Raw genomic sequence first — 19864 nt, 5'->3', positions numbered from 1 at the left:
TCCTGCTCGTGGGTACGGGCCCACGCCGTCCGCCGGTTTCGCCCCATTCCCAACGCGGCCCACGGAGTGGGAGCATCGACCCGCTCGATCGTGCTCGACGACGACGTCGGAGGAACCATGTCTCGGTGGCCCGTGCGACTCGGAACGACGATTGCTGCGACGGGGCTCGTCGCGGCGTCAGGACTGCTGGCCGGGCCGGCGTTCGCGGGACACGGGCCCGGGCATGACCCCGGGCAACAGAGGTACAAAGACATCCAGCTGCTGGCCATCAACGACTTCCACGGCAACCTGGAGCCGCCGAGCGGGTCGTCGGGCCTCGTCACCCGGCTGCAGCCGGACGGCTCGACGCTGCCGCAGACGGTCGGCGGCGTCGAGTACCTCGCGACGCACCTGGAGCAGGCGCGCCAGGGGCACGACCGGTCGCTGACGATCGCCGCGGGTGACCTGATCGGTGCCAGCCCGCTGCTCTCCGCCGCGTTCCACGACGAGCCGACGATCGACGCCATGAACGCGTTGCACCTCGACGTCACCAGCGTCGGCAACCACGAGTTCGACGAGGGCTCGACCGAGCTCAAGCGGATGCAGGACGGCGGGTGCCGCACCAACCCCGACGGCACGCCCGCGGCCGACAGCTGCCCCGCCGGCCCGGGATCGTTCACCGGTGCCGACTTCCCGTTCCTGTCCGCCAACGTGGTGGTCACCAAGACCGGCAAGACGCTGTTCAAGCCGTACGTCGTGAAGAAGCTCGACGGCGTCAAGATCGGCTTCATCGGCATGACCCTCAAGGGCACCCCGGACATCGTCACGGCGGCCGGCGTGCAGGGCCTCACGTTCCTCGATGAGGTGTCCACGGCCAACAAGTACGCGAAGGAGCTGCAGCGCGAGGGCGTGCAGTCGATCGTCGTGCTGCTGCACCAGGGCGGCATCCCGGCGAGCGGCTTCTACAACTACGACTGCAACGCCGGCGGCGCCCTCGGCCTGTCCGGCGACATCGTGCCGATCGCCCAGCAGATCAGCCCGGCGGTCGACCTCATCGTCACCGGCCACACGCACACCGCGTACTCGTGCAACATCCCCGACCCGAACGGTCAGCCGCGGATGGTCACGAGCGGCTCGTCGTTCGGCCGGCTGTACACCGACATCGAGCTGAAGTACGACCCGCGGACCAACGACGTCGTGCGGCCCTCGGTGGTCGCGACGAACGTGCCGGTCACCCGCGACGTCCCGCCGGCGCCGGCCGAGACGAACATCATCACCAGCTACAAGGGCTTCCTGGGCCCGATCGCCGACAAGGTCGTCGGCTACATCGCCGGCACGATCCTCGGCCGGGCCTGCGCCGGCGTGCCCTGCTCGGCATCGGGTGAGTCGCCGGCCGGTGACCTCATCGCCGATGCGCAGCTGGAAGGCCTGAAGAACGACCCGCTCAACACCGGGGGCGCCGACTTCGCCATCATGAACCCCGGCGGGATCCGGTCCGACTTCGTCTGCGCGCCCGGGACGGCCCCGTGCGCACAGACCTACAGCCAGGCGTTCACGGTCCAGCCGTTCACCAACATCATGAACGTGATCTCGATGTCCGGCGCGGACGTCATCACGATGTTCGGCCAGCAGTGGGTGGGCCAGAACACCTCGCCGAAGGTCCTGCAGGTCTCCGCGAACGTCAGCGAGGTCGTCCGGGCGGCCGGCGCGGCCAACGAGAACCGGTTGGTCTCGGTCGCGGTCGACGGCGTGCCGGTGAACCCGGCGGGGACGTACCGCGTCGCGATGAACGAGTTCCTCGGCGGCGGCGGCGACGGCTTCACCGCGATCCGCAACGGCACGAAGGTGTTCGTCGGCCAGAGCGACCTGGACGTGCTGATCGCCTACCTGGGTGCCCACAGCAGCCAGGCGTCGCCGTACCCCGTCCCGACCGGCGGGCGCATCACGATCGGCTGACCACACACGGACGGGCCCGCCCCCACAGGGAGCGGGCCCGTCCGTACGTGCGGGAGGTCAGCCCGCGGAGGGCAGCGCGGCCACGAGGCGGGTGCCACCTCCGGCGACGTTGGTCGCCGTGTTGTTGGTGACGGCCCGCAGCAGCGGCGAGAGCGCCTTCCAGTCCTTGTTCGCGTTCGCGGCCTGCGTGGCGTCGCAGGTGTGCTCGCAGAACAGGGACTGCGTGGAGGAGCGCACCAGGACGTGCGCGCCGTAGTTCTGCAGGGCGTGGCCCAGGGCCTTGCCTTCGGCCGTCAGGTTCATCGCGTCGATGTTCACCGAGCTCGGGATGGCGAACAGCGTGCCCATGGGGATGGTGCCGGTGTACGCCGTGGCGCCGTTGGCGTCCTGCGTGCGGGCCGGCCAGACGGCGCCCGACTTCAGCTGGGCGTCCGAGATGCCGAGCGCGAGCGTGTGCTTGATCGAGAGCTTCTTGAGCTCCTGCGTCCGGATCAGGCCGGCGTAGAAGGAGACGCCCGAGGCGCGCGCCCCGTCGGTCAGGCCGTCCGTGCGCAGATCCGTCTTCACGATGCGCGTCGACGTCCACTTGTCGGTGCCGACGTTCGTCATCTTGTAGAACTCGTAGCCGGTGACGCCGTCGGGCTGGATGACGCCGACGTGCTTGTCCGTGCCGTACGTCGGGGCGGTGTTGCGCGGTACGCGCACCTGGATCGACGCGCCCGTGTTCGGGTTGGTGACGGTGGCGATCGGGTCGCTCGTCGTGGCGTAGAAGACGGCGATCGACCAGCGCGACGAGTTCAGCGTCGGGGTTGTCAGCGCGAGCTTGCTGGTGATCGGGCCGGTGGCGGCCTCGAACTTGGCGCCCGAGCCGATGGACGTGTTCCACGGCGCGGTCGACGAGAACGGCAGCTGCGAGACGTCGCGCGCCGGGGTCGTCGGGGCCGGTGTGGTCGGCGTGGGGGTCGGGGTCGGCGTCGGCGTGGTCGGGACCGGCGTCGTGACCGCGGTCGAGGGGACCGTCAGCGGCGTGGTGCTGGTGGGGGCGTTCCAGTCGACGACCGTGCCGTGGCTCGAGACGACGTACCCGCTGTCGTGGACGAAGACCACCGGGCAGGTCGCGGCGACCGAGTTGGCCCACTTGGTGGTCCCGTCCTTGGCGACGAGGACGAGCTTGCCGCCCGCCCGCAGGTCGAGGTGCGCGCCCGTGCCGCCCTGCTGCACCCAGCGCCGACCGCCCGTGGAGGCGTTGGCCAGCGTCAGCGAGCCGTCGGTGGCGAGGGTGAGCTTGTACGTGCCGTTGGCCGACACGAGGCTCTTGCCGGCCGTGAGGGAACCGCCCTCGACGAGCTGGTTCGCCTTGGCGGCGGCGCACGTGGTGCCCGTCGTGGTGGTTGCGGCCGAGGCGATCGTCGGCGCGGCGACCGTGGCGACGATGCCGACGGCGAGCGCGGAGAGGACCACGAGGGGTCGGGACAGAGAGAACATGTTTTGGCTCCAGAGATCGGGTCAAAGAGCGCGCAAATGCTCCGACACGACGCATCGGGCATCCGGGCGAACAGCAAGTATTAGCGGCTCTATCGGACGTTCCGAGCGGGGCTTGAAGCGCGTGATCCTGCGGATCTGGGGCCTGTGAGCAGCCTGTGAACTTCATGAGAGGCCCGTCCTGGTCGGTTGACCAGGAGGTTCGATGAATTCTTCGTCTGAATTGCCCGGAAAGGCGCTGTGACGGCAGTCACGAATACGGAGCACAAATGTGGCGCATGTCACATGCACCGTCCGCCGGGTGAAAAACCGACATTTGCGGTCCAACGGTGACAGCGCTCCCATACCTCGCACGCCGGTGCCGGGACGCGTCGTCCGGTGCCCGCGCCGACGAGCGCGGCGAGGCCCGGAGCGGGTGCGACCGACCCGCGCGGCCTTCTCCCGGCCTGCGATCGTGGGGTGGCGCGCGAGGACGTGGCGCTCCCCGCGCAGCGCTTTCTGGTGGGCGTCGGCGACGTCGCCCGCCTAGGCTCGCGGCGTGCCCCGACGTCACGTCCAGCTGCACGCCCGCCCGCCGCAGGAGGCGCAGGGGGAGGCCGTCGACGTCCTCGTCCGGCGGGGTCTCGACGACCTGCGGCGCGAGCTGGGCGTCCCGGCCGACTTCCCGCCCGACGTGCTCGCGGAGGCGGCGGACGTCGTGCGCAGCGGGCCGGCGGCCCCCGGGGCGGTCGATGCCACCGAGGTCCCCTTCGTCACCATCGACCCCGAGGGCTCGAAGGACCTGGACCAGGCCGTCCACATCGCCCGCCTGGGCGACGGCTTCCGCGTGCAGTACGCGATCGCCGACGTGGCCGCGTGGGTACGCCCGGGCGGCGCGATCGACGACGAGGCGCGCGAGCGCGTCGAGACCCTGTACGCCCCCGACGGCCGGACCCCGCTGCACCCGCCGAGCCTGTCCGAGGGCGCGGCCAGCCTGCTGCCGGGTCAGGTCGCGCCGGCGCTGCTGTGGACGATCGACCTCGACGCGGCCGGCGCGCCCGTCGCCACGACCGTCGTCCGCGCCTCTGTACGCAGCCGCGAGCAGCTGACGTACGCGGGGGTGCAGGCGGCCCTGGACGACGGCTCGGCGGACGAGCCGCTGCAGCTGCTGCGGGAGGTGGGGCTGCTGCGGGAGGCCGCCGAGCGCGCCCGCGGCGGGATCACGCTGCCCACCCCGGAGCAGGTGGTCGAGCAGGGGGCCGACGGAGTCTGGACCCTCGGCAGCCGGGCGACCCTGCCGGTCGAGGAGTGGAACGCGCAGATCTCGCTGCTCACCGGCATGTGCGCCGCGCGGTTGATGCTGGACGGCCGCGTGGGGATCCTGCGCACCCTGCCCGACGCCGACCCGCGCGACGTCGAGCGCCTCCGCCTCTCGGCCCACGCCCTCGGCGTCCCCTGGCCCGACGGCGCCACCCCGGCCGACGTCATCCGCGACCTCGACGCCGCCAACCCCGCCCACGCGGCGTTGCTGACCGACGCGACCTCGCTGCTGCGCGGTGCCGCGTACGTGGCGTTCGACGGCGAGCTGCCCGCGTTCACGATGCACGCCGCGATCGCCGCCCCGTACGCCCACACGACCGCGCCGCTGCGACGGCTGGTCGACCGGTTCGTCGGCGAGACGTGCCTGGCCCTGAGCGCCGGCACTCCCGTCCCCGCGTGGGTGCGGGACGCCCTGCCCGAGCTGCCCGGCCTCATGGCCAGCGGGGACAAGCACGCGGCGGAGTTCGAGCGCGGCTGCATCGACCTGGTGGAGGCGGCCCTGCTGACCGGACGCGTGGGGGAGGTCTTCGACGGCGCGATCGTCGACGTCCGCGCGGATCGTGACGCCGGCGTCGTGCAGCTGCGGGACCCCGCGGTGCGCGGACGCATCGAGGGGGCCGGACTGCCGCTCGGCGAGGACGTCCGCGTGCGGCTGGTCGAGGCGTCGGTCCGCGAGCGCAAGGTCCGCTTCGAGCTCGAGACGCCGCGACCGCACGATGAGTGAGCTCGACGAGGTCGCCGACGAGCTCTACGCGGGAAGCCCCGCCGAGTTCATCCCGAACCGGACGGCCGCGGTGAAGGCCGCGAAGGCCGGCGGCGACAAGGACCTGGCCGCGGCGATCGGAGCGCTGCGCAAGCCCACGGTCTCGGCCTGGCTGGTCAACCTGCTGGTCCGCGACGACGCCGCGCTCGCGGGCCAGATCGTCGCCCTGGGCGAGGGGCTGCGCGAGGCGGAGAAGTCGCTCGACGGCCCCGCGCTGCGCGAGCTGTCGACGCAGCGCCGCCAGCTGGTCCGCTCCTTGGTGGCGCGGGCCCGGCGCCTGGCCCAGCCGACCGGCCAGAAGATCGGCGACGCCGTCACGCAGGAGCTCGACGCCACGCTGACCGCCGCCCTGGCCGACCCGGGAGTCGCGCACGAGGTGCTCTCCGGCCGGCTCACGGCTGCCCGCGAGTACTCGGGGTTCGGCAGCGCGGGCGGCGGGTCGGTGACGACGGGGGCGTCGCGGACCACGACGTCCGGCTCGACCTCCGCTGCGGGCTCGGCGCCCCGGGCGGCCGCTCCGAAGGCCCCGCCGCGCCTGACCGTCGTCGGCGGCTCCGGCGCGTCCCGGCCCACGCGAGCGGCGACCGACGACGAGCCGGCCGAGCCGGAGGAGACCGGCGAGACCCGCGCCGAGCGCGAGCGACGCCAGCGCCGCGAGGAGCGCGAGCAGCGCGCGCGGGACGAGGCCCGGGCCGCGTGGGAGAAGGCCGACCGGGCCGCGCGGGAGGCGCGGGAGAGGCACGACGCCGCCGTCGCCACCCGCGACGACAGCGCCGCGCAGGTCGCGCGTACCGAGGAGGCGGCCACCCGAGCGCACGAGGAGGAGGACGACCTGGTCCGCGAGCTGGCCGAGGCGCGTCGACGGCTCGCCGCCGCCGGCAAGGCCGCCACCGCCGCCGACCGGGAGGTCGGGCTCGCCCAGCAGAACCTGCGGCACGACGACCGCGAGGTCTCGACGACGGAGCGCGAGCTCCACCGCGCCGAGCGCGCGCGCGACGCGGCGGCCGCCGCCCGCGACGCCGTCGTCGACAAGGACGCTTAAGAGGTCAGGACCTGTCCGCCGCGGGCGCGACGATGGGCGATCAGGTCGAGGGAGGACACGGATGGTCGGGAGCAGGGACGACGCCCCGCGGGTGCACGCCGAGACGGCCGAGGAGTGGCGAGCCTGGCTGCTGGCCCACCACGCCGAGGTACCCGGCGCCTGGCTGGTGTCGTGGAAGTCGCAGACGGGCCGTCCGTCCGTGGGGTACGAGACGGCGGTCGAGGAGGCGCTCTGCGTCGGCTGGATCGACTCGTCGGGCCGCAAGCTCGACGACGAGCGCTCGATGCTGTGGTTCACGCGGCGCAAGTCGGGCAGCGGCTGGGCGCGGACCAACAAGGAGCGGGTCCTGCGGCTCGAGGCCGACGGGCGGATGACCCCGGCGGGGCGCGCACTCATCGACGCCGCGAAGGCGGACGGCTCATGGACCCTGCTCGACGACGTCGAGAACCTGGTCGTGCCGGACGACCTGGCCGCCGCGTTCGACCGCTACCCGGGCTCGCGGGAGCAGTTCGACGCGTTCCCGCCGTCCGCGCGGCGCGCGATCCTCGACTGGATCGTGCACGCCAAGCGCGAGGCGACGCGAGGCGCGCGTCTCGACGAGACGGCGCGGCTCGCGTCGGAGGGCCGTCGGGCGAACCAGTGGGTCCCGAAGGCGTGACGCTCCCGTGCCCCGACAAGCCGGACGGAAGCTGCGCCCCCGCAGGTCAGAGGCCGCTTTGGAGGTCAGCCACCGGCACGGGTACCCTGTGCTGGTCCTGGAGACGTCGCATAGCCCGGTCTAGTGCGCGACCCTGCTAAGGTCGTGAAGGCGTAAGCCTTCCGTGGGTTCAAATCCCACCGTCTCCGCTCTCGTTGTCAGAACAGCTCGAACCCCTCAGGGTTCGGGCTGTTGCTGTGTGCGGACCCGGCGCCGCCCGAGCACCACGTCGCCGACGATCACGGCGAGCATCACCCCGTTCGACAGCCAGTTCAGCCCCAGCGGCGAGAGCACGTCCCGCAGCAGGAACGCGGCCAGCACCACGACGACGCCGACCAGGTGCGGCGCGGACCACCGGCCCCCGGTCGCTCGTCGGAAGAACGCGTTCCCCAGCAGGTAGACGGCGGCCGCCCCGCAGATCAGCCCGGCGGTCCACGTGTCGGTGTGGCCGGTCGGGTGCTGCAGGACCAGCTCGTCGGCCACGGCGGTGAGCACGATGCCGACGATGAGCAGGAACGGGACATACGTGTACGCGGTCTGCGCCACCATCCCGGGCGCGGCCTGCCGGGAGAAGTAGGCGGTCGCCGACTGCTCGGACCGGTCGAAGAAGAGCAGCCACATCAGCACCGTGCTCACGAAGGCCGCGAGGAACGCCAGCAGCGTCGTCGCCGACAGCTCCAGCTCCGCGAACGCGCTGCCGGTGACGATGATCGACTCGCCCAGGCTGATGATGAGGAACAGCGACACCCGCTCGGCCATGTGCGAGCCCCGCACGGCCCAGGTGGTCGGGTCCGTCGGCCCCATGAACGGCACCCAGAACAGGGCGCGCGGTCCGGCCACGTCGATGAGCGCCGCAATCACCCAGAGCACGATCCGCGTGTGCTCGTCGGCCAGGGCGCCGCCGATCCAGAAGGCCCCGGACACGGCCAGCCACACCGTGATCCGCACGAAGTTCAGGGCGTTCTCCGGCCAGTGCCGCCCCATCGCCCACGTGGTGAACATCGTCCGACCCAGCTGGATCGCGACGAACGGGACCGCGAACAGCAGGGCCTTGGACTCGAACGCCTCCGGGATCGCGCTCGACATGAGCAGGCCCAGCAGCATGAGCACCAGCAGCATCGCGCGGACCGGCACCTTGTCCGGGTCGAGCCAGTTGGTCACCCACGTGGTGTCGATCCAGAGCCACCACACCGCCCACCCGAGCACCACCGTGTGCAGCAGCGTGGTCAGGTCGGGGTGCGAGATGAGGCTGTGCGACAGCTGCGTCACCGCGAACACGAACACCAGGTCGAAGAACAGCTCGACGTACCCGACGCGGCTGCCGTCGTGCCCGTCGCCGTGCCGCAGGACGTCCGCGCGCATGCCCCACCGACCGCCGCCGGTGCCGAGTCGGGCGGTCGTCGTCATGCGCGCGATCCTGCCACGAGCGTGTTTCGGGTCACGCTCATCCGGTTTGGGCCTGCGGGCCCCTGGCCTGTATCGTCGTCTGCGGCCCTGCGGGGCCATGCGCCCGTAGCTCAATGGATAGAGCATCTGACTACGGATCAGAAGGTTGGGGGTTCGAGTCCCTTCGGGCGCACTTCTCACGATGAAGGCGCGGTGCTCACCAGCACCGCGCCTTCGTGCTTCCCCCGGCACGCCGGCAGGAGGAGCATCGGTCCCACGAGACCGAGGTCGCCGTCGGGGCGACGGTCCGGGGGTGTGCCGTGCGACGCAGGCAGCTGATCTTCCGCTCGGTGGTGCTGGTCCTCGCGCTCGTCGGTGTGGTGGTGCTGGTCATCCCGTCGACGTTCGGGGGTGTCGTCGGCGCGGTGCTCGCGACGTTGCTGCTGGGGGTCGTGGCGGTGATCGAGCTGGTCAACCTGATCGCGGCGCTGCGCGACCGGACGCCGGACCACGCGCCTCCCGGGGCGTGGTGGCTGTGCGAGCTGCCTCTCGACCACCCGTACGTCCTGCTCGCCGGGGCAGAGGACAGGACGTGGCGATGCAGGAGGTGCGGTCACCTGCGCTACACGCCCCCGCCGCGCGCGACGATCGACGTGGCGACCCAGGGCGAGGGCGGCTTCAACGCCCGGTACCGCGACTGACCGTCAGTCGAGCACCACGAGCTCGTCGGTCTTCTCGTCGTGCCCGACGATCGCGCGGCGGGCCGGGCCGAGGTCGGCGATGCCGGGCGGGTAGCCGGCCCTGAAGTCCACGTGGCCGTCGACCAGGTCGTAAGCCACGAGCGCCGAGGTGGCATCGGCGGACGTGGCCTCGGTCGGGACGAGCAGGTGACGCCCGTCGGTGAGCAGCGTGGTCGCGACGAGGTCCTCGTCGTACGGGGCCGTCCAGAGCAGCTCGCCCGTGCGCCCGTCGACCGCGACGATGCCTGTGCTCCCAAGGAAGTACACGCGCCCGCGCACGACGAGGGCGCCCGTGACGACCGAGGTGTCGTACGACCACCGCGCCTCGCCGGTGCGCGCGTCCCACGCGTCCAGTGCGTCGCCCGAGGTCAGCAGGAGGCCGGGCAGGCTGCCGTCGTCGACGGTGACGGACAGGCCCTCGCCGTCGACGGTCACGTCGTGGTCCGGGTCCCCGTCGGCCGCGACGAACGTCGACCGGATGCCGCCGTCGGCGGTCTGCGACCGCAGGACGATCCGGCCGTCGCTGTCGGTCATCCAGCCGGCGAAGGTGGCGTCCTCGGCCGCCAGGTCGCGCACCGTCTCTCCCGTCGCGGACAGGAGCACGAGCAGCCGGCTCGGCGAGGTGTACGCGAGCAGGTCGCCGACGCGGAAGAGCCCGAGGCTCGGCAGGTCGTCGTCCGACCAGCCGTACCCGTCGGGCAGCGGGTCCTCCTGCCTCCAGCGCTCGGTGCCCGTCAGCTCGTCGTACGCGACGACCGCGGTTCCCTGGGCGCTGCTCGACCCGAGCACGACGACGCCCGCGGGCATCAGCGCCAGCGCGTCGCCGCGGTCGACGGGCCAGTCGGCGTCGACCGTCCCGTCGGCGGCGGACAGGACGAGCACGCGGTGGACGGTCGCCGGGACGTGGTCGACGCCGCTGCCGCCGTCGACGAGGTAGCCGCCGTCCGTGACCAGGCAGACGACGTGCTCGGCGGTGCTCACCTCGGCCCCCGGCGCCTCGTCGCTCTGGCACGAGCTCCCGCTCATCGCGTGGTCGGCCGCGTCGGCGAGCGCAGGCGTGGGGCCCAGCAGGGGGACCGTCCACCCGCGCGCGCCGCCCCACGTGAAGGTCTGCGCACCGTCGTCGCCGACGTCCAGCGAACCGCCGAGGTCACCGAACAGCTCGCCGGGGTCGTTCGCGGGGACCCCGCGACCGGGGCTCAGCGTCGCGTCGACGGGCGCGAGCACGCCGGGCACCTGGGCAAGCCGCGCCAGCGCGGCCCGTTCGCGGGACGAGGCGACCCCCTGGGTCACGGCGAGCGCCACGACGCCGGCCGCGGCGACGGCCACGATCCACCGTCGGCCCCGGTGGGACACGCGGACCGGGGGCTCGTCCGGGGCGTCGTCGGCGCTGCGGAGCTCGACCTCCTGCATACCGCCGCCCCGCGCCATCCGGCGACAGTACCCACGCGATCGCGCCGCCGGCAGGGCGTTCGGAATGAACCCGGACAGACCTGGCGCGGCCGCCCGCGGCGCAGTTATGTTCCTCGCAGGCTGACCGGCGCCGCCGGAGCCCACCCGCCAGGGTGAGGGGACGACGAGCACGCGGCGCGGGCCGCCCTCGGAAGGCGAGGGGACATGGCCGACGTCGCGACGAAGGCGGACGCGGGACCGGCTGCACCGGCCGACCGGCGCCCCACGGTGGGCGACTCGGGACGCCTCGACGACCGGTGGCCCGACCGGTTCGCGGCCGCGATGTTCCTGGCGAGCGGCTTCGCGCTGGTCGTGGCCGCGGTGCCGCCGTGGCGGGACTACTTCTCGCGCCCGGACGACGTCGTCTCGATGCTGACGATCCCGCTGATCCCCAACATCGTCTACGCCGCGCTGCTGGCGAGCGTGGGCATCGCGCTGCACCGCCGGATGCGGGCGGCGTGGTGGATCCTGCTGATCTGGTGGGTCGTGCTGCCGCAGGTCGGTCGGATCGTCCGGCTGGCCGACGGGGGCTCGCCCGTCAACCTGATCGGCTTCGCGCTGATCGGCGTCGTCTTCGTCGTGCTCCTGCGGTCGCGTCGCCAGTTCGGCGCGAAGGCCGTCAGGGGCAGCTTCCTGCGGGCGCTCGCGGCGTTCCTCGGCGGCGGCGTCGTCGTGCTGCTCGTCGGCTCGTGGCTCGTGGCGCGCTTCGGCCATCCCACGACGGCCGGGTCGTCGGCCCAGTTCGTCTGGGACAGCATGCTCGGCGACCTGGGCACGGTGGACGACGCCAGCAACGCGACCGCACCGCTGTGGGTGCGCGTCGTCATCAACCTGCTGGCCCTGGTGACGGTCATCTGGTCGACCGTGCTGCTGTTCCGCTCGCCCGCGTACACGCACACGCTCGACGCCGCCGACGAGGCGAGGGTCCGGACCCTGCTGAGGGAGTTCGGGTCGGAGGACTCGCTCGGGTACTTCGCCACGCGCCGCGACAAGTCGGTCGTGTGGGAGTCAGGGGCGGCCGCGACCGCCCGCGCGGGGGTCTCGTACCGGGTCGTCGGCTCCGTCAGCCTGGCCAGCGGCAACCCGGTGGGCGACCCGCAGTACTGGGCGGCGGCGATCGACCAGTGGCGGATCCAGGCCCGGACCAACGGGTGGTCGCTCGCCGTCATGGGCGCGGGCTCGGCCGGTGCGCTGGCGTACACCGAGGCCGGGCTGACCGCGTGGGAGATCGGCGACGAGGCCATCCTCGACATGCGGACCTTCTCGCTGACCGGCCCGGGGATGAAGGCCGTGCGGCAGTCCGTCACGCGTCTGCAGCGGCGCGGGTACACCACGCGCGTGACCAAGCACGAGTCGATCGACGCCGAGCACTTCGCCGCGCTCGACCGTGCGGCGGCGCAGTGGCGCGGCGACGGCGGCGACGAGCGGGGCTTCTCGATGGCCCTCGGTCGGCTCGGCGACCAGCTCGACGGCGACTGCGTGCTGGTCGAGGCGCACGACGGCGACGGGGTGCTGCGCGCGTTCCTCAGCTTCGTGCCGTGGGGTCGCACGGGCGTCTCGCTCGACCTGATGCGGCGCGACCCGGCCGCCGACAACGGCCTGGTCGAGCTCATGGTCTCGTCGTTGGCCGACCGCGCGACCGCGTTCGGGGCGGGCCGGGTGTCGCTGAACTTCGCGATGTTCCGGGAGGCGTTCGAGCGCGGTGCCGAGGTCGGCGCCGGCCCGATCGCCCGCCTCTGGCGGCAGTCGCTGGTGCTGGCCAGCCGCAACTGGCAGCTGGAGTCGCTCTACCGCTCGAACGCGAAGTACCAGCCGGAGTGGCAGCCGCGGTTCATCTGCTTCGAGTACGCGTCAGACCTGCCGCGCGTCGGGACGGCGACGGGCAGCGCCGAGGGGTTCCTCACGCGCCCGTCGCTGCACCGGCTGAACCGGCGGGGTGGTCATTCGACCGACGCGGAGGCCCTGGACCGGGCGGGCAAGGAGTACGCCGCGCAGGTCGAGGCGCAGATCCCCGCGGCGCCCGACGCCCTCGAGGAGGCGATGTCGGCGCACCGGCTCCCCGAGCAGCAGCGCGTGCGGCGCGCCAAGGTGGACCGGCTGCGCGAGCGCGGCATCGACCCCTACCCGGTGGGCTACCCCCGGACCCACACGCTGGCGCTGGTCCGCACGGAGGCCGGCGAGCTCGCGCCCGACACGTCGACCGGGCGCACCGTGTCCGTCGTCGGCCGGCTCATCCGCAAGCGCGACGGCGGGAAGCTGGGCTTCGGCACGCTGCGGGACGGCAGCGGCGACCTCCAGGTCATGGTGGGCGCGGACTTCGTCGACGCCGAGGACCTCGAGCTGTGGCGGCACGACGTCGACCTGGGCGACCACATCGGCGTCACCGGCGAGGTCGTCACGACGCGCCGCGGGGAGCTCTCGGTCCGCGCCACGTCGCTGCAGCTCACCAGCAAGGCCTTGCGGCCGCTGCCCGACAAGCACAAGGGACTGACGGACCCCGAGGCCCGCATCCGCGCCCGCTACGTCGACCTGATCGTGCGGCCCTCCGCCCGCGACATCGCGTACACGCGGGCGACCGTCGTGCGCAGCGTCCGCGACTCGTTGCACGCCAGGGGCTTCACCGAGGTCGAGACGCCGATGCTGCAGCTCATCCACGGCGGCGCCAACGCCCGGCCGTTCGAGACGCACATCAACGCCTACGACATGGACCTCTACCTGCGCATCGCCACGGAGCTGCACCTCAAGCGGCTGGTCGTGGGCGGGATGGAGAAGGTGTTCGAGATCGGGCGCCAGTTCCGTAACGAGGGCGTCGACTTCAAGCACAACCCGGAGTTCACGTCGCTGGAGCTCTACGAGACGTACGGCGACTACGACACCATGCGGGTGCTGACCCAGGAGATCATCCAGGAGGCCGCGACAGCGGTGTACGGCTCGCCGGTCGCCCGCCGGACCGACGCGGACGGCACCGTCACCGAGTACGACCTGTCCGGCACGTGGCCCGTCAAGACCATCTGCGAGGCCGTGTCGGAGAAGCTGGGCGACCAGATCACGGCGGACACCCCCGTCGAGGTGCTGAACCGGCACGCCGAGGCGATCGGCCTCGAGCTCGAACCGGACGCCAGCTGGGCCGTCGTGCTCGAGGAGATCTACGGCGAGCTCTGCGAGAGCACGACGACGACGCCCGTCTTCTACACCGACTTCCCCAAGGAGAACTCGCCGCTGACCCGGCAGCACCGCGTGGACCCACGGCTGGCCGAGAAGTGGGACCTGGTGATCTTCGCCTCCGAGCAGGGCACCGCCTACTCCGAGCTGATCGACCCGCTGGACCAGCGCCGCCGGCTCGTCGCCCAGTCCCTGCTCGCCGCGGCCGGCAACCCCGAGGCCATGCAGGTGGACGAGGACTTCCTCACGGCGCTCGAGTACGCCATGCCCCCGACCGGGGGCATGGGGATGGGCATCGACCGCCTGGTCATGAACCTGACGGGCCTGAGCATCCGCGACACGATCCTCTTCCCGCTGGTGAAGCCGTCCCGCTGACGGTCAGGCGGTAGCGGCGCGGTTCTTGTCGATCCGGTTGCGCAGGAAGATCAGCGGCAGGACCAGCGTGGCGAGCATGGTCACCAGCCAGACGGTGAGCGAGCCGAACACCCAGGCGGTGCCCGTGTCGATCGTGATGGAGTTGCTGACCAGCGTCGCGATCCAGAGCGACACGACCGTCGAGACGAGCCCGACCGCGCCCGTGAGCGCGTTGGCGTACTTGCGCGTCATCACGACGAACCACGGCGTGAGGATGCTCTGCAGGGCCGCGAAGACGATCACCGCGATGAGGAAGCCCTCGGCGCTGACCGAGAACCCGTCGACGATCAGCGAGGCGATCCACAGCCCGAGGGCGGCGGAGCCGAGGAAGATCAACGCGCGGATGAGGAAGACGACCATGGGCGCACGCGCTCCTTCGTCGGCGGCAGCGGGGAGGGTCCTCCCTGAGAGCCACCATAGAGATCGGCCCCCACGAGCGGAATCCCCTCCGGCCGTGTGACCAGTCCGTTTGCTACGAGTGATCGCCACGTCATGACCAGTTCACACACGCCCGCTACCGTGGCTCGGGTGACGGACAACACGACACCCATCGCCACCCCCGAGCACACCGTGGAGGGATTCGTCCGCGAGTTCCTCAGGGAGCTCAACTTCGGGCAGGGCACGGACCTGACCAAGGCCTCGGTCAACGACAAGTACCTGGCGATGGCGCGCACGGTCCGCCACTACCTGATGGTGCGCTGGATCGCGACGCTGCGGCGGCAGTTCGAGATCCAGGCCAAGTCGGTGGCGTACCTCTCCGCCGAGTTCCTGCTGGGCCGGCAGCTGGACAACGCGCTGCTGGCGTCGGACCTCGAGGGTGTCGTCGAGGAGGGGCTGGCGTCGCTGGGCATCGACCTCGCGGAGCTGCGCGAGGCGGAGGTCGAGCCCGGCCTGGGCAACGGCGGCCTCGGCCGGCTGGCCGCGTGCTTCATCGACTCGCTCGCGACGATGAACGTGCCGTGCATCGGCTACGGCATCCGCTACGAGTACGGCATCTTCCGCCAGACGTTCGTCGACGGCTGGCAGGTGGAGAAGCCCGACAACTGGCTCGCCCTGGGCTCGCCGTGGGAGTTCCCGCACCCCGAGTCGGCCGTGACCGTCGACTTCGGCGGGCACACCGAGAAGCACGTGGACGACGACGGCGTCGAGCGCAGCACGTGGGTGCCGGGCTGGAGCGTCCTCGGCGTGCCGTACAACTACATGGTCCCGGGCTACGAGAACGGCCGCGTGAACACGCTGCGGCTCTGGAGCGCGCGGGCGACCCGCGCGTTCGACCTCGAGATCTTCAACGCCGGCGACTACGCGCAGGCCGTCCGGGCGCAGACCTTCGCGGAGAACATCTCCAAGGTCCTCTACCCGGAGGACTCGACCCCGCAGGGCAAGGAGCTCCGCCTCCAGCAGCAGTACTTCTTCGTCGCGTGCTCGATCCGCGACTTCATCGACCAGGTGCTGCCGCCGGACTTCGACCTGCGCAACCTGCCCGACCGCATCATCTTCCAGCTCAACGACACCCACCCGGTCATCGCGATCCCCGAGCTCATGCGGATCCTGGTCGACGAGCGCAAGTGGGAGTGGGAGGACGCCTGGGCGGTGACCCAGAAGTGCTTCGCCTACACGTGCCACACGCTGCTGCCCGAGGCGCTCGAGGTCTGGTCGGTGGACCTGCTGGGCAAGCTGCTGCCGCGGCACCTCGAGATCATCTACAAGATCAACGAGGACTTCATGGCCGAGCTGCGCACGGCCTACCCCGACGACGAGCTGCGCGTGCGCCGCATGTCGATCATCGCGGAGTACCCGGAGCGGGCCGTCCGCATGGCGTACCTGGCCACGGTCGCCGGCGCGAAGGTCAACGGCGTCGCGGCCCTGCACTCGCAGCTGCTCAAGGACAAGGTGCTGCACGACTTCTCTGACCACTACCCGGACAAGTTCACCAACGTCACCAACGGCGTCACGCCCCGCCGGTTCGTCCGGCTGGCCAACCCCGGGCTCTCCGAGCTGGTCACGGCCGCGATCGGCGACGGGTGGGTCACCGACCTCGAGCGCCTCAAGGAGCTGGAGCCGCTGGCCGACGACGCCGAGTTCCGACGGGCGTTCCGCGAGGTCAAGCGGGCCAACAAGCTGCGCCTGGTCGACGTCCTGGCCGAGCGGGATGGCATCACGATCGACCCCGACACGATGCTCGACGTCATGGTCAAGCGGCTGCACGAGTACAAGCGGCAGACCCTCAAGCTCCTGCACGTGGTCACGCTGTACGACCAGGTGACGTCCGGCGCCCTCAAGATCGAGGACGTCACGCCGCGCACCTTCGCGTTCGGCGCCAAGGCGGCACCCGGCTACAAGATGGCCAAGCAGACGATCGGCCTGATCAACGCCGTCGGCCGCACCATCAACGCCGACCCCGCGCTGCAGGGCCGGCTCACGGTCGCGTTCCCGGCCAACTACAACGTCACGCTCGCGGAGAAGCTCATCCCCGCGGCGGACCTGTCGGAGCAGATCTCGCTGGCCGGCAAGGAGGCGTCGGGCACGGGCAACATGAAGTTCGCGCTCAACGGTGCCCTGACCATCGGCACCGACGACGGCGCGAACGTCGAGATCCGCGAGCTGGTGGGCGACGACAACTTCTTCCTGTTCGGCCTGCTCGAGCCCGAGGTCGCCGAGATCGTGGACGCCGGGTACCACCCGACCTCCTACTACGAGAAGAACCGCTCGCTGCGGCACGCGCTCGACCTCATCGCGTCCGGCGCGTTCTCCGACGGCGACCGCACGACGTTCGAGCCGATCGTCTCCAACCTGCTCTCGGAGGACCGGTTCCTCGTGCTCGCCGACTACCAGGCGTACATCGACGCCCAGGCCCGGGTGGACGCGGCGTACGCCGACACCGACGCGTGGACCCGGTCCGCCGTGCTCAACGTCGCGCGGTCCGGCTTCTTCTCGTCCGACCGCAGCATGCGCGACTACATCGACCGCATCTGGCACACGGAACCCGTGCCGCCCGAGCGCTGACCTGGAGTGCAGCGAAGGGTGGGGGCGCGCAGCGCTCCCGCCCGCAGCGGAACGCAAGGGCAGCGCGACCACAGGAAGGAGCGCTGACCTGATGTCTGAGCTCACCCCCTACATCGCGGTGCCCGACTCGCGGGCGGCGCTGCGGTGGTACGCCGACGTGCTCGGGGCGGTCCAGGACGGCGAGCTCATCCTCAACGAGGACGGGTCGGTGGGTCACGCGCAGGTGCGGATCGGCGGTGCGCTGCTGATGTTCGCCGACGACGCCCCGGCGTACGACTCGGTGTCGCCCGACCCGGCCGGCCCGGTGCCGGTGACGTTGCACCTGACGGTCGACGACTGCGACGCGGTCGTCGACCGTGTACGCGCGGCCGGGGGCGTGATCGACCGCGAGCCGACGCCGACGCCGTTCGGTCGCATCGCCGTCGCGCGCGACCCCTTCGGGCACCGCTGGATGTTCGACCAGTCGCTGTGACGCCTACGCTGGTCCGGTGACACCCGCGAAGAAGTCCCAGGAGATGAAGGCGTCGACAGCCGCCGCCAAGCTCGACGTGTACCTGCCGGCCACGCCGGAGGACTTCCAGAACCGGATGATCACGCGCGACGAGCTCACCGAGCTGCAGCGCACGCCTCCGCAGTGGCTGGTGGACCTGCGCCGCGACGGGCCGCACCCGCGCAGCGTCGTCGCAGGCCGCCTGCGGGTCTCGATCAGCGGGCTGGCCCGCGGCGGGATCACCGACCCGCTGACCACGGCCGAGATCGACGCCCTGCAGGCCGACCCGCCCAACTGGCTGGTCCGCGAGCGCGAGATCGCCGCGCAGGTGCGGCTCGAGGAGCGGCTGCTGGAGTCCCGCGAGGCCGACCGCAAGGCCGCCGAGGCAGCCAAGAACCGCTGACGGTCGGGCCGGTCAGCGGCCCGTGCGCGGCTTGCGGGGGTTCGGCTTCGGCTTGCCCTTGGCCGACGACGGTCGCCCCGAGGAACCTTTGCCGCTCGAGCCCTTACCGGTCGAGCTCTTGCTGGTCGCGCTCTTGCTGGACGGCCTCGAGGCCTTGTCGCGACCGGTCGTCGTCGGTTGCACCTGCGCGGGTGCGCCGATGCCGCGGCTCGACGTGGCGGTGCGGCCCCGGACGATGCCGATGAACTCCTCGGTGAAGTCGTCGTAGCGGTCGGTCACCCAGGCGAGGCCCACGGCGGACCCGGGGGCGTCGCGCACGATCCGCGCGGTGACGCCGCGGCGCTGGTGCAGGCGACCGAGCGACTGGGGCAGGACGACCACCCCGACGCCGGCGGCCACGAGCTCGATCGCGTCGGGGGTCGTCGCCACGGGGCCGTCGCCGACGAACGGCGTGCCGGGCGGGTCGACCCAGCGCAGGGTGTCGTCGAGGGGGACGACGAGGGTCTCGTCGTCGAGGTCGGCGGCGTCCACCTCGTCCACGACGGTGACCACGTGGTCCTTGGGCACGACGACGACCGTCGCCTCCGTGTAGAGGGTGATGACCGAGAGGTCGTCGCCGTCGGCCGGGAGCCGGAGCAGCGCGACGTCGGCGTCGCCGGACCGCAGGAGGCCGGCGGCGTCGGCGGGCTGCGTGTGCACCAGCTCGACGGGCACGGTCCGGAGCCGCTCGGCCCACACGCGGAGCCAGCGGTCGGGGTTGACGCCCGGCACGAGGGCGACGCGGAACACGCGCGGCCCCGGGCGCGCATCATCCGCGGGTGCGGGGCTGGTCGGCTCGTCGGTGCTCATCGGACCCTCCGGAAGACCAGGTCGCGGACCTCGTGGCCCAGGTCGAGCCCGCGCTGCTCGAACTTGGTGACCGGGCGGTGCGCGGGTCGGGGCGCGAAGCCGTCGGCGGTGTTCTCCAGGCCGGGGTCGGCGGTCAGGACCTCGAGCATGGCGTCGGCGTACTCGACCCAGTCCGTCGCGCAGTGCAGCCTGCCGCCCAGCCGCAGGCGCGACCGCAGCAGCGCGACGTGGGACGGCTGCACGAGCCGCCGCTTGTGGTGCCGCCCCTTGGGCCACGGATCGGGGAAGAACACGTGCACCGCGTCGAGACCGGCCGGCGGGAGGGCGGTGCGGACCAGGTCGAGGGCGTCGCCGTGCGCCACCCGGACGTTGGTCAGGCCGGCGCGATCGATCAGGCCGAGCAGGTTGGCGACGCCCGGCAGGTGGGCCTCGACGGCGAGGTAGTCGCGGGCCGGGTCGGCGGCCGCCATCGACGCGGTCGTCTCGCCCATCCCGGACCCGATCTCCAGGACGAGGGGTGCGGACCGGCCGAAGAGCGCGGCGCTGTCGAGGGAACCGTCGGCCGCCCGGGGCATCGGGGACCGGTCGTCGTGCACCGAGAACCCGAGCTGCGGCCACAGGTCCCGCAGCGCCTCTTCGCGCTCGCGGCCCAGGGGCGCCCGCCGCGGGTGGAACGTGCGCAACGGCTCGTGGGGTCGCGAGGCCACGTGCCGGAACGCGTCGGACGGGAGGCTCACGAGGGTCCAG

Annotated in this window: 15 protein-coding genes and 2 tRNA genes; 11 read left to right on the top strand and 6 right to left on the bottom strand. The window is 72.1% G+C overall.

Going from position 1 to position 19864, the window contains the following annotated elements; genetic code table 11:
* Positions 1-117: 117 nt before the first annotated feature.
* Positions 118-1935: a bifunctional metallophosphatase/5'-nucleotidase gene (locus tag AC1DWH_RS07850; protein ID WP_477093184.1), complete on the top strand. Its 1818-nt coding sequence runs from the start codon at positions 118-120 to the stop codon at positions 1933-1935.
* Positions 1936-1992: 57 nt separating this feature from the next.
* Here the strand turns inward: AC1DWH_RS07850 and AC1DWH_RS07845 are convergent, their stop codons facing one another.
* Positions 1993-3420: a hypothetical protein gene (locus AC1DWH_RS07845; protein ID WP_477093183.1), complete on the bottom strand. Its 1428-nt coding sequence runs from the start codon at positions 3418-3420 to the stop codon at positions 1993-1995.
* 535 nt (positions 3421-3955) lie between these two features.
* Between AC1DWH_RS07845 and AC1DWH_RS07840 the strand changes: the two genes are divergently transcribed.
* The 4 genes from AC1DWH_RS07840 to AC1DWH_RS07825 all read left to right on the top strand — a co-directional run bounded on the left by AC1DWH_RS07840 (position 3956) and on the right by AC1DWH_RS07825 (position 7367).
* Complete coding sequence (locus AC1DWH_RS07840; RefSeq protein ID WP_477093182.1) at positions 3956-5440, top strand: RNB domain-containing ribonuclease; 1485 nt, start codon at positions 3956-3958, stop codon at positions 5438-5440.
* Positions 5433-6521, top strand: a complete 1089-nt coding sequence (locus AC1DWH_RS07835; protein ID WP_477093181.1) for a hypothetical protein — start codon at positions 5433-5435, stop codon at positions 6519-6521. The genes AC1DWH_RS07840 and AC1DWH_RS07835 overlap by 8 nt, the downstream gene beginning before the upstream one ends.
* A 61-nt stretch (positions 6522-6582) precedes the next feature.
* Positions 6583-7179: a YdeI/OmpD-associated family protein gene (locus AC1DWH_RS07830; RefSeq protein WP_477093180.1), complete on the top strand. Its 597-nt coding sequence runs from the start codon at positions 6583-6585 to the stop codon at positions 7177-7179.
* 99 nt (positions 7180-7278) lie between these two features.
* A tRNA-Ser gene (locus AC1DWH_RS07825) sits at positions 7279-7367 on the top strand.
* 28 nt (positions 7368-7395) lie between these two features.
* Here the strand turns inward: AC1DWH_RS07825 and AC1DWH_RS07820 are convergent.
* On the bottom strand, positions 7396-8625 hold the full coding sequence (locus tag AC1DWH_RS07820; protein ID WP_477093179.1) for a low temperature requirement protein A: 1230 nt from the start codon (positions 8623-8625) through the stop codon (positions 7396-7398).
* A gap of 99 nt (positions 8626-8724) precedes the next feature.
* On the opposite strand from AC1DWH_RS07820, the gene AC1DWH_RS07815 reads away from it, so the two are divergent.
* Together AC1DWH_RS07815 and AC1DWH_RS07810 are read left to right on the top strand one after the other, a co-directional pair.
* Positions 8725-8797 (top strand) — tRNA-Arg (locus tag AC1DWH_RS07815).
* A 127-nt stretch (positions 8798-8924) separates the two neighbouring features.
* On the top strand, positions 8925-9305 hold the full coding sequence (locus AC1DWH_RS07810; protein ID WP_477093178.1) for a hypothetical protein: 381 nt from the start codon (positions 8925-8927) through the stop codon (positions 9303-9305).
* Positions 9306-9308: 3 nt separating this feature from the next.
* Here AC1DWH_RS07810 and AC1DWH_RS07805 read toward each other — a convergent pair whose 3' ends face one another.
* Complete coding sequence (locus AC1DWH_RS07805; RefSeq protein WP_477093177.1) at positions 9309-10775, bottom strand: outer membrane protein assembly factor BamB family protein; 1467 nt, start codon at positions 10773-10775, stop codon at positions 9309-9311.
* 186 nt (positions 10776-10961) lie between these two features.
* On the opposite strand from AC1DWH_RS07805, the gene lysX reads away from it, so the two are divergent.
* Positions 10962-14333, top strand: coding sequence for a bifunctional lysylphosphatidylglycerol synthetase/lysine--tRNA ligase LysX (lysX, locus tag AC1DWH_RS07800; protein WP_477093176.1), 3372 nt, complete (start codon positions 10962-10964; stop codon positions 14331-14333).
* A 3-nt stretch (positions 14334-14336) separates the two neighbouring features.
* Here lysX and AC1DWH_RS07795 read toward each other — a convergent pair whose 3' ends face one another.
* Complete coding sequence (locus AC1DWH_RS07795) at positions 14337-14732, bottom strand: hypothetical protein (RefSeq protein WP_477093175.1); 396 nt, start codon at positions 14730-14732, stop codon at positions 14337-14339.
* 132 nt (positions 14733-14864) lie between these two features.
* On the opposite strand from AC1DWH_RS07795, the gene AC1DWH_RS07790 reads away from it, so the two are divergent.
* From AC1DWH_RS07790 to AC1DWH_RS07780, 3 genes are all read left to right on the top strand, one after another.
* Positions 14865-17375, top strand: coding sequence for a glycogen/starch/alpha-glucan phosphorylase (locus tag AC1DWH_RS07790; protein WP_477093174.1), 2511 nt, complete (start codon positions 14865-14867; stop codon positions 17373-17375).
* A gap of 91 nt (positions 17376-17466) precedes the next feature.
* Positions 17467-17847, top strand: coding sequence for a VOC family protein (locus AC1DWH_RS07785; RefSeq protein ID WP_477093173.1), 381 nt, complete (start codon positions 17467-17469; stop codon positions 17845-17847).
* Positions 17848-17890: 43 nt separating this feature from the next.
* Entirely contained in the window at positions 17891-18268 is a 378-nt protein-coding gene (locus AC1DWH_RS07780; RefSeq protein ID WP_456844779.1) for a DUF5997 family protein, read from the top strand.
* Between the two features lie 12 nt (positions 18269-18280).
* Here AC1DWH_RS07780 and AC1DWH_RS07775 read toward each other — a convergent pair whose 3' ends face one another.
* Positions 18281-19117: a LysR substrate-binding domain-containing protein gene (locus AC1DWH_RS07775; protein WP_477093172.1), complete on the bottom strand. Its 837-nt coding sequence runs from the start codon at positions 19115-19117 to the stop codon at positions 18281-18283.
* Positions 19114-19854, bottom strand: coding sequence for a tRNA (guanosine(46)-N7)-methyltransferase TrmB (trmB, locus tag AC1DWH_RS07770; RefSeq protein ID WP_477093171.1), 741 nt, complete (start codon positions 19852-19854; stop codon positions 19114-19116). Before trmB ends, AC1DWH_RS07775 begins: the two co-directional genes overlap by 4 nt.
* Positions 19855-19864: the final 10 nt, after the last annotated feature.

This window comes from Cellulomonas sp. P2_F12 (genome assembly GCF_056403775.1).
This window is presented reverse-complemented; position numbering and strand designations above follow the sequence as displayed.

Excerpts from the sequence above, each read along its gene's own strand:
- AC1DWH_RS07850 (WP_477093184.1), top strand. The coding sequence starts at position 118 with ATGTCTCGGTGGCCCGTGCGACTCGGAACGACGATTGCTGCGACGGGG.
- AC1DWH_RS07845 (WP_477093183.1), bottom strand. The coding sequence starts at position 3,420 with ATGTTCTCTCTGTCCCGACCCCTCGTGGTCCTCTCCGCGCTCGCCGTC.
- AC1DWH_RS07835 (WP_477093181.1), top strand. The coding sequence starts at position 5,433 with ATGAGTGAGCTCGACGAGGTCGCCGACGAGCTCTACGCGGGAAGCCCC.
- AC1DWH_RS07830 (WP_477093180.1), top strand. The coding sequence starts at position 6,583 with ATGGTCGGGAGCAGGGACGACGCCCCGCGGGTGCACGCCGAGACGGCC.
- AC1DWH_RS07820 (WP_477093179.1), bottom strand. The coding sequence starts at position 8,625 with ATGACGACGACCGCCCGACTCGGCACCGGCGGCGGTCGGTGGGGCATG.
- AC1DWH_RS07805 (WP_477093177.1), bottom strand. The coding sequence starts at position 10,775 with ATGGCGCGGGGCGGCGGTATGCAGGAGGTCGAGCTCCGCAGCGCCGAC.
- lysX (WP_477093176.1), top strand. The coding sequence starts at position 10,962 with ATGGCCGACGTCGCGACGAAGGCGGACGCGGGACCGGCTGCACCGGCC.
- AC1DWH_RS07795 (WP_477093175.1), bottom strand. The coding sequence starts at position 14,732 with ATGGTCGTCTTCCTCATCCGCGCGTTGATCTTCCTCGGCTCCGCCGCC.
- AC1DWH_RS07790 (WP_477093174.1), top strand. The coding sequence starts at position 14,865 with ATGACCAGTTCACACACGCCCGCTACCGTGGCTCGGGTGACGGACAAC.
- AC1DWH_RS07785 (WP_477093173.1), top strand. The coding sequence starts at position 17,467 with ATGTCTGAGCTCACCCCCTACATCGCGGTGCCCGACTCGCGGGCGGCG.
- AC1DWH_RS07780 (WP_456844779.1), top strand. The coding sequence starts at position 17,891 with ATGAAGGCGTCGACAGCCGCCGCCAAGCTCGACGTGTACCTGCCGGCC.
- AC1DWH_RS07775 (WP_477093172.1), bottom strand. The coding sequence starts at position 19,117 with ATGAGCACCGACGAGCCGACCAGCCCCGCACCCGCGGATGATGCGCGC.